This is a genomic window from candidate division WOR-3 bacterium, from assembly GCA_039804165.1.
Taxonomy (GTDB): domain Bacteria; phylum Hydrothermota; class UBA3072; order UBA3072; family UBA3072; genus JAFGHJ01.
Genome location: JBDRZZ010000013.1, coordinates 40,752 through 47,262 on the forward strand (window position 1 = coordinate 40,752; position 6,511 = coordinate 47,262).

A 6,511-nucleotide genomic window follows, 5' to 3' on the forward strand; every position below is an offset into this window, starting at 1 on the left:
ACCTCCTACCAAGAAGCTTTTCTAATCCCAGGGATTTCGCCTTTAAGTGCAAGTTCTCTAAAACAAATCCTACACAAACCGAAATCCCTTAAATAACTACGACTTCTTCCGCATCTAAAACACCTATTTCTCTTCCTAACCTTATACTTTGGGGGTCTTTTCCACTTTTCAATTAATGCTTTTCTCGCCATTATCCACCCTTTCTAATCCTAAAAGGAAAACCAAATCTTTTAAGCAATTCTAAGCCCTCCTCATCATTTTTAGCAGTGGTTGTAATTGTAATATCCATTCCTATAACCTCTTTAACTTTATTATAATCTATCTCGGGAAAAATGAATTGCTCTGAGATACCAAAGGTATAATTTCCTCTACCGTCAAAAGAGTCTGGGCTCAAACCTCTAAAATCACGAATTCTCGGAATTGCCACATTCACAAGTCTATCAAGAAACTCATACATTCTATTTCCTCTTAAAGTAACTTTTAAACCAACAGGGTCTCCTTCCCTCAGATAGAAAGCAGAAATTGACTTCTTGGCACGGGTTGTAACAGGCTTTTGGCCTGTTATCTCTTTCAAACTTTCAACAGCAGATTCAAAGATAGCTCGCTCTTTACCTCTTTTACCCAAACCACAATTAATAACTATCTTCTGAAGTTTCGGCACTCTCATAGGATTTCCGTATTTTTCTGTAAGCTCTTTATTAATCACCTCTTCGTAATATTTCCTTAATCTTGGAATGTAACCCATTTTACTTCTCCACAACTTCATTACACTTTCTACAATAACGAACCTTTTTCTTATCCTCAAGAAACTTAAAACCAACCCTTACTGCCTCTCCACAAGAAGGGCATATAAATTTAACATTAGAAATAGAAATTGGTAGCTCTTTCTCAATAATACCACCCGGCTCTCCTGTTCTTCTTGGCTTTTTATGAACTTTTTTCTTGTTTATTCCCTCTACAATCAATCTATTTTCCTTAGGAATCACTTCTATTACTTTCCCCTTTTTCCCTTTATAATTACCAGATATAACTAAGACAGTATCTCCTTTTTTAATCTTCATCACTGAACCTCCGAAGCAAGAGAAATTAACCTCATAAACCCTTTATCTCTCAATTCTTCAGCCACAGGCCCAAAAATTCTTGTCCCAATTGGTTCCTTATTTGCATCAAGTAAAACACAAGCATTATCATCAAATCTCACTATAATTCCATCCTTTCTTTTTACCTCTTTCTTCACCCGAACAATCACTGCCTTCTGGACACTACCCTTTTCTATCGTAGAATCAGGTGTAGCTTTAGTTATATTCACAACAATAATATCACCCAAGGTGCCATATTTCTTCGCTGAGCCTCCTAATACTCTTATACAAGAGGCTTCTTTAGCACCAGTATTATCTACTATCTTCAGAATTGTCTCTTGCTGTATCACTTTTACCCTCAACTGCTTTTTCTATTATTCTTTCAAGTCTCCATCTTTTTAACTTAGATAAAGGTCTTGTAGAAATTATACTAACCACATCTCCCACAGAAGCTTCCTCATGTTCATCATGTGCATAAAATTTCTTTCTTTTTTTAATATACTTTTTATAAATAGGATGCTGAACAATCCTTTCTACTAAAACCACAATGGTTTTAGCTGGAGCATTAGAAACGACCCTTCCAATTTTCCTAGTTTTCACTCTTACTTCTCCTCTTTTCATTTAAGACTGTCAAAACTCTCGCAATTTCCTTTCTCAACTGCTTAAACCTCGCCGGATTAGTCAACTTTCCTCTTGCCTTATCAAATCTTAAAGTAAATAACTCTTCTTTCAAATCATGCAAAACCGAATTTAATTCCACTTCCGTCATTTCTCTAAGTTCTTTAGCCTTCATCATACAACACCAAGCTCCTTATATAACTCCTTCTCTTTTTATAAATCTGGTTTTAATAGGGAGTTTTGCACTGGCTCTTTTAAGAGCTTCCCTTGCTTGCTCCTCAGAAACACCTTCCAATTCTATCAAAATTCTCCCTTTCCTACAAGGGAATACCCAATGACTTGGTTCTCCCTTTCCCTTTCCCATTCTCGTTTCTGCTGGTTTTTTTGTAACAGGTTTATCAGGGAAAATCCGTAACCACACCTTTCCAGCTCTTTTTAAATAATGTGTTACAGTAATTCGCATCGCTTCTATCTGCTGAGCAGTAATCCATCCTGATTCAAGAGCTCTTAGACCAAAATCCCCAAAATCAAGCTTCACTGCTGAAGAAGTTTCTTTCCCTTTAAGCTTGCCTCTTTGACTCTTTCTATATTTAACCCTCTTAGGCATTAACATAGTTTAACTCCTATTAATCCAAACCTTAACCCCTATAACACCTGACTTTGTAATAGCATTTTCTTCAGCATAATCAATATCAGCATCTATTGTGTGCAAAGGAACTCTTCCCTCAAGATACCATTCTTTTCTTGCAATTTCTGCCCCACCAAGTCTACCCTTACATTGAATCCTGATTCCGCTTGCTCCCATTTTTATTGCTTCTTCTACAGCCCTTTTCATAGCTCTACGCTGCAAAACTCTTTTCTCTATCTGCCTTGCCACTGATTGTGCAACAAGAGAAGCGTTAAGCTCTGGCATTTTACATTCCTTTATATCAACATAAACGCTCTTACCAACTAGTTCTGTCAATTTATCTCTTACCTTCTTAATCTCTTCTCCTCCCTTTCCAATTATCATTCCAGGTCTTGCTGTCTCTATTATAACCCTTACATTCTCTGGTGTTCTCTCAATCTCTATATCAGCTATCCAGGCGTCTTTAAACTCATTCTTTAAATATTTCCTAATCTCAATATCTTCTATTAATGGCTCTCTAAATTTCTTGCCGAAGAACCATCTTGACTTCCAATCTTTATTAATACCTACTCTAAAACCAATTGGATGTGTTTTCTGCCCCATTATTTCTCTCCAAGTTTATCAACTATAACTGTGATATGAGAAAATCTTCTTCTAATAATTCCTGCTCTCCCAAAAGACATAGGGACATACCTCTTCAATTTTTGTCCTTCTTCAATTATAACAGACTTAACAAATAAGTCTTCCTCTTTCAAATCTACCTCTCCTGCTTTATCCAAATAGTTACTTGCAGCGGTATGAATACACTTTTTAAGAATCCTGGCGGCCGCCTGTGGCATAAAATCTAACCTCATCTTAGCTTCAACAACAGGTTTTCCTTTAACCACAGGAATAAGCCTTCTTGCTTTTTTGGCTGATACTGGAACATTTCTCTGCACAGTTTTAGCTTCCATCTCTTCTTACAACTCCCTCTTTCTGTCCGCCATGTTTTATAAATTTCCGAGTGGGAGCAAACTCTCCCAATTTATGTCCTATCATTTCCGGTCTAATATAAACCGAAATAAAATCCTTTCCATTATGTATCCCAATTGTATGCCCTACAAATTCTTTCGTAATTGTAGAATTGCGGCTATAAGTCTTAATCTGAGGATCCCCCTCTTTCCAATTTTTTATTTTTTTCAACAATTTCTCATCCACGTATTTTCCTTTAGACATATTTAAATTTTCCTCTTAGATTTTCTTCTCTTAATTATAAATTTTGAAGAAATCTTCTTAGGATCTCTCGTCCTATAACCTTTCGCTGGAACTCCTGTGGCAGAAACGGGATGTCTACCTCCTGATGTCTTTCCCTCTCCACCCCCAAGAGGATGATCAATAGGATTCATTGCGACTCCTCGAGTTCTCGGCCTCCATCCTCTCCATCTACTTCTTCCTGCCTTACCATCTGATATTGTATCAAAAGAAACATTTCCCACCCTCCCAATTGTTGCACTACAGGAAGAAAGTATCAATCTAACTTCCCCAGAAGGCAATCTAATATGAGCATATTTACCTTCCTTTGCAAGTATCTGAGCAGCAGTTCCTGCTCCTCTTACAAGAGTTCCACCTTCCCCAGGTTCAAGCTCAATATTATGAATAAAAGTCCCAGCAGGAATCTCTGAAAGGGGGAGAGAATTTCCTATCACTAAAGGAGAACCAGGCCCTGATTGAATAACATCTCCAACTTTTATCCCCTCTGGAGCAATAATATATCTTTTCTCTCCATCCTCATATGTAACAAGAGCAATCCGAGCATTTCTATTAGGATCATATTCAATAGCTGTTATCTTTCCTTTTATCCCGAACTTATCTCTCTTAAAATCTATTATTCTATACTTCCGCCTTGCTCCCCCACCTCTATGCTTAGCAGTAATTCTACCTTCTGAATTTCTACCTCCCTTTTTATGCAAGCTTTTTGTTAATCTCTTTTCACTTTCCTTCTTTGTAATATCAGAAAAGTCTTGAGGTATATAAAATCTGCTACTTGGAGTTACAGGACGAGTTTTCTGTTCTACCATAATTACGCTCCTTCAAATAAAGGAATAGATTCCCCTTCCCTTAGGGAAACGATAGCCTTTTTCCAATCTTTTTTCTTTCCCAAGGATCTTCCAAAACCCCTCCGTTTACCCTTAACAATCACAGTATTCACCTCTTCCACATGAACCTTGAAAAGCTCTTCCACTGCTTTTTTTATTTCATGTTTATTGGAATCCATAGCAACTTCAAAAACATATTTCCCTAAAGACATAGCTAAATTCGCTCTTTCTGTGATAATAGGTCTTATTACAATATCTCTATAATCCTTACTCCTCATTTAAAAACCTCCACAAGAGTTCCGAGAGCATCTTTAGTTAGAACTAACCAATCATTCTCTAAAACCTTATAAGCATTAACGAGACTCGCCGGGATAATATCTACACCTTCTATATTTCTGCAAGACTTATAGAAATTCTCATTTTCACCTTTATAAAGCAATAAAATTTTCTCTCCATAAATTCCAATTGCCTTTAGGGTATCAGCCATCTTCTTCGTTGATGGCTTATCAAACCTTTCTTCTTCAATTACTATAAAATGTCCATCAGATACTCTTTTAGAAATTGCTGATTTAAGAGCTTTTCTTTTAATCTTTTTATTAATTTTAAAATTTACCTCTCTTGGTCGTGGACCAAAAACAACACCTCCTCCCACCCAAAGCGGAGATCTTCGTGAACCGGCTCTAGCCCTACCCGTTCCCTTTTGTCTCCAGGGTTTCCTCCCACTTCCAGCAACTTCTCCCCTATTCTTTACCTTAGCAGTGAACTGCCTCTGTTTTGCAAGATAATCCAAAACAGCATAATAAACAGCAGTTTCATCAAACTTTGACTCAAAAAGTTCTCCTTCTAAGGTAATTCTTTCCTCTTCTTTACCTATCTTATTATAACATTTTACCTCAACTGGCATCTTTATTTTCTCCTTTAGATGTAGGCTCTTCCTTTAAAGCTTCCTCTTTTTTCTTTTCTTCCTTCTCTTTAGCTTCTATTTTCTTCTCTTCCTTTCTTTTCTTCTCATTCTCTTCTTTTGCCATTTTCTTTCTCTCCGCCACATCAATATTTTCTTTCATTTTAACAAGAACTATTCCATTTCTTGCTCCAGGAACAGCTCCTTTAACTCCAAGAAGACCATTTTCTTCATCCAAAATTGCTACCTCAAGATTCTTTACTGTAACTCTTTCATTACCCATTCTTCCAGGATATCTCTTACCTTTTATAACCCTTGCCGGAAACGTATGAGCTCCTGCTGAACCTGGGGCTCTATGAAAACGAGAACCTCGGGAAGCAGGACCTCCTGCAAAACCCCATCTCTTAACAACTCCCTGGAATCCTCTTCCTTTTGTCCATCCCACAACGTCCACCCTATCCCCTTTTTGCAGAATAGATACGGGCACCTCTTCTCCAACCTCAAAAGAAGAAATGTCTTTAACTCTAAACTCTTTAATAACTTCAACAGGGGAAACCCCTGCCTTTTTACACAAACCCAAGATTGGTTTTTTTACATTCTTCTCTTTTTTCCTTCCAAAACCTAAAACAAAGGCTTCATAACCATCTTTTTCTTTTGTCCTTTTATCAAGAACAAAGCAAGGAGAAGTTTTTATAACAGTCACTGGAATAGGCTCACCCTCTTCTGTAAAAACCCTTGTCATTCCTAATTTTCTTCCTATTAACATCTTATTCCTCTTTCAATACTTAATTTCAACCTCAACCCTTGCAGGTAAATCCATCTTTGTTAAAGCTTCTATTGTCTGCTGGGATGGTTTATTTAAATCAATAAGTCTATTATGAATTCTTATCTCAAATTGTTCTCTTGATTTCTTATCAACATGAGGAGAACGAAGGACTGTATAGACTCTTCTTTTAGTAGGAAGAGGAATCGGTCCAACAACTTCGGCTCCAGTTCGCTCTGCCACTTCTACAATCTCTCTCATAGCTTCATCCAATATTTTATGATCGTATGATCTCATTCTTATTCTAATACGTTTAGACATTTACTCCTCAATTGCTGTTACAACACCAGCACCAACAGTTTTTCCACCTTCTCTTATAGCAAAACGAAGCTCCTTCTCCATAGCAACAGGATATATCAACTCTACATCCATCTCTACATGATCTCC

At 37.1% G+C, this 6,511-nt stretch carries 15 protein-coding genes and 1 pseudogene; all 16 read right to left on the reverse strand.

What is annotated here, in order from left to right; all coding sequences use genetic code 11:
• Nucleotides 1–5: 5 nt before the first annotated feature.
• Nucleotides 6–191: a type Z 30S ribosomal protein S14 gene (locus ABIN61_05865; GenBank protein ID MEO0293731.1), complete on the reverse strand. Its 186-nt coding sequence runs from the start codon at nucleotides 189–191 to the stop codon at nucleotides 6–8.
• Entirely contained in the window at nucleotides 191–745 is a 555-nt protein-coding gene (gene rplE / locus ABIN61_05870) for a 50S ribosomal protein L5 (GenBank protein MEO0293732.1), read from the reverse strand. The genes ABIN61_05865 and rplE overlap by 1 nt, the downstream gene beginning before the upstream one ends.
• Nucleotide 746: 1 nt before the next feature.
• Nucleotides 747–1,061 carry a 50S ribosomal protein L24 gene (rplX, locus tag ABIN61_05875; GenBank protein MEO0293733.1) on the reverse strand — a complete coding sequence of 105 codons (315 nt, stop codon included), beginning with the start codon at nucleotides 1,059–1,061 and terminating at the stop codon, nucleotides 747–749.
• Nucleotides 1,061–1,429, reverse strand: coding sequence for a 50S ribosomal protein L14 (rplN, locus tag ABIN61_05880; GenBank protein MEO0293734.1), 369 nt, complete (start codon nucleotides 1,427–1,429; stop codon nucleotides 1,061–1,063). The genes rplX and rplN overlap by 1 nt, the downstream gene beginning before the upstream one ends.
• Nucleotides 1,392–1,700 (reverse strand): 30S ribosomal protein S17, encoded by a 309-nt coding sequence (gene rpsQ, locus ABIN61_05885; GenBank protein ID MEO0293735.1) that lies wholly within the window; start codon nucleotides 1,698–1,700, stop codon nucleotides 1,392–1,394. Before rpsQ ends, rplN begins: the two co-directional genes overlap by 38 nt.
• Nucleotides 1,669–1,872: a 50S ribosomal protein L29 gene (gene rpmC, locus ABIN61_05890; GenBank protein MEO0293736.1), complete on the reverse strand. Its 204-nt coding sequence runs from the start codon at nucleotides 1,870–1,872 to the stop codon at nucleotides 1,669–1,671. Before rpmC ends, rpsQ begins: the two co-directional genes overlap by 32 nt.
• An 18-nt stretch (nucleotides 1,873–1,890) precedes the next feature.
• Nucleotides 1,891–2,310 carry a 50S ribosomal protein L16 gene (gene rplP / locus ABIN61_05895; GenBank protein MEO0293737.1) on the reverse strand — a complete coding sequence of 140 codons (420 nt, stop codon included), beginning with the start codon at nucleotides 2,308–2,310 and terminating at the stop codon, nucleotides 1,891–1,893.
• Nucleotides 2,311–2,313: 3 nt separating this feature from the next.
• Complete coding sequence (gene rpsC / locus ABIN61_05900; protein ID MEO0293738.1) at nucleotides 2,314–2,928, reverse strand: 30S ribosomal protein S3; 615 nt, start codon at nucleotides 2,926–2,928, stop codon at nucleotides 2,314–2,316.
• Nucleotides 2,928–3,278, reverse strand: coding sequence for a 50S ribosomal protein L22 (rplV, locus tag ABIN61_05905; GenBank protein MEO0293739.1), 351 nt, complete (start codon nucleotides 3,276–3,278; stop codon nucleotides 2,928–2,930). The genes rpsC and rplV overlap by 1 nt, the downstream gene beginning before the upstream one ends.
• Nucleotides 3,268–3,540 (reverse strand): 30S ribosomal protein S19, encoded by a 273-nt coding sequence (gene rpsS / locus ABIN61_05910; GenBank protein MEO0293740.1) that lies wholly within the window; start codon nucleotides 3,538–3,540, stop codon nucleotides 3,268–3,270. Before rpsS ends, rplV begins: the two co-directional genes overlap by 11 nt.
• A 2-nt stretch (nucleotides 3,541–3,542) precedes the next feature.
• Nucleotides 3,543–4,382, reverse strand: a complete 840-nt coding sequence (gene rplB / locus ABIN61_05915; GenBank protein MEO0293741.1) for a 50S ribosomal protein L2 — start codon at nucleotides 4,380–4,382, stop codon at nucleotides 3,543–3,545.
• 2 nt (nucleotides 4,383–4,384) lie between these two features.
• Nucleotides 4,385–4,678 carry a 50S ribosomal protein L23 gene (locus ABIN61_05920; GenBank protein ID MEO0293742.1) on the reverse strand — a complete coding sequence of 98 codons (294 nt, stop codon included), beginning with the start codon at nucleotides 4,676–4,678 and terminating at the stop codon, nucleotides 4,385–4,387.
• On the reverse strand, nucleotides 4,675–5,304 hold the full coding sequence (gene rplD / locus ABIN61_05925) for a 50S ribosomal protein L4 (GenBank protein ID MEO0293743.1): 630 nt from the start codon (nucleotides 5,302–5,304) through the stop codon (nucleotides 4,675–4,677). Before rplD ends, ABIN61_05920 begins: the two co-directional genes overlap by 4 nt.
• Before the next feature lie 160 nt (nucleotides 5,305–5,464).
• Nucleotides 5,465–6,067, reverse strand: a pseudogene (gene rplC, locus ABIN61_05930) (50S ribosomal protein L3).
• 12 nt (nucleotides 6,068–6,079) lie between these two features.
• A complete protein-coding gene (gene rpsJ, locus ABIN61_05935; protein MEO0293744.1) occupies nucleotides 6,080–6,385 on the reverse strand; it encodes a 30S ribosomal protein S10 in 306 nt (101 codons plus the stop codon).
• The coding region (gene tuf / locus ABIN61_05940) for an elongation factor Tu (GenBank protein MEO0293745.1) at nucleotides 6,386–6,511 on the reverse strand (126 nt) is incomplete at its 5' end.

What these genes read in the sequence shown, in the direction of transcription:
- ABIN61_05865 (MEO0293731.1), bottom strand. Translation starts at nt 191, where the DNA reads ATGGCGAGAAAAGCATTAATTGAAAAGTGGAAAAGACCCCCAAAGTAT.
- rplE (MEO0293732.1), bottom strand. Translation starts at nt 745, where the DNA reads ATGGGTTACATTCCAAGATTAAGGAAATATTACGAAGAGGTGATTAAT.
- rplX (MEO0293733.1), bottom strand. Translation starts at nt 1,061, where the DNA reads ATGAAGATTAAAAAAGGAGATACTGTCTTAGTTATATCTGGTAATTAT.
- rpsQ (MEO0293735.1), bottom strand. Translation starts at nt 1,700, where the DNA reads ATGAAAAGAGGAGAAGTAAGAGTGAAAACTAGGAAAATTGGAAGGGTC.
- rpmC (MEO0293736.1), bottom strand. Translation starts at nt 1,872, where the DNA reads ATGAAGGCTAAAGAACTTAGAGAAATGACGGAAGTGGAATTAAATTCG.
- rplP (MEO0293737.1), bottom strand. Translation starts at nt 2,310, where the DNA reads ATGTTAATGCCTAAGAGGGTTAAATATAGAAAGAGTCAAAGAGGCAAG.
- rpsC (MEO0293738.1), bottom strand. Translation starts at nt 2,928, where the DNA reads ATGGGGCAGAAAACACATCCAATTGGTTTTAGAGTAGGTATTAATAAA.
- rplV (MEO0293739.1), bottom strand. Translation starts at nt 3,278, where the DNA reads ATGGAAGCTAAAACTGTGCAGAGAAATGTTCCAGTATCAGCCAAAAAA.
- rpsS (MEO0293740.1), bottom strand. Translation starts at nt 3,540, where the DNA reads ATGTCTAAAGGAAAATACGTGGATGAGAAATTGTTGAAAAAAATAAAA.
- rplB (MEO0293741.1), bottom strand. Translation starts at nt 4,382, where the DNA reads ATGGTAGAACAGAAAACTCGTCCTGTAACTCCAAGTAGCAGATTTTAT.
- ABIN61_05920 (MEO0293742.1), bottom strand. Translation starts at nt 4,678, where the DNA reads ATGAGGAGTAAGGATTATAGAGATATTGTAATAAGACCTATTATCACA.
- rplD (MEO0293743.1), bottom strand. Translation starts at nt 5,304, where the DNA reads ATGCCAGTTGAGGTAAAATGTTATAATAAGATAGGTAAAGAAGAGGAA.
- rpsJ (MEO0293744.1), bottom strand. Translation starts at nt 6,385, where the DNA reads ATGTCTAAACGTATTAGAATAAGAATGAGATCATACGATCATAAAATA.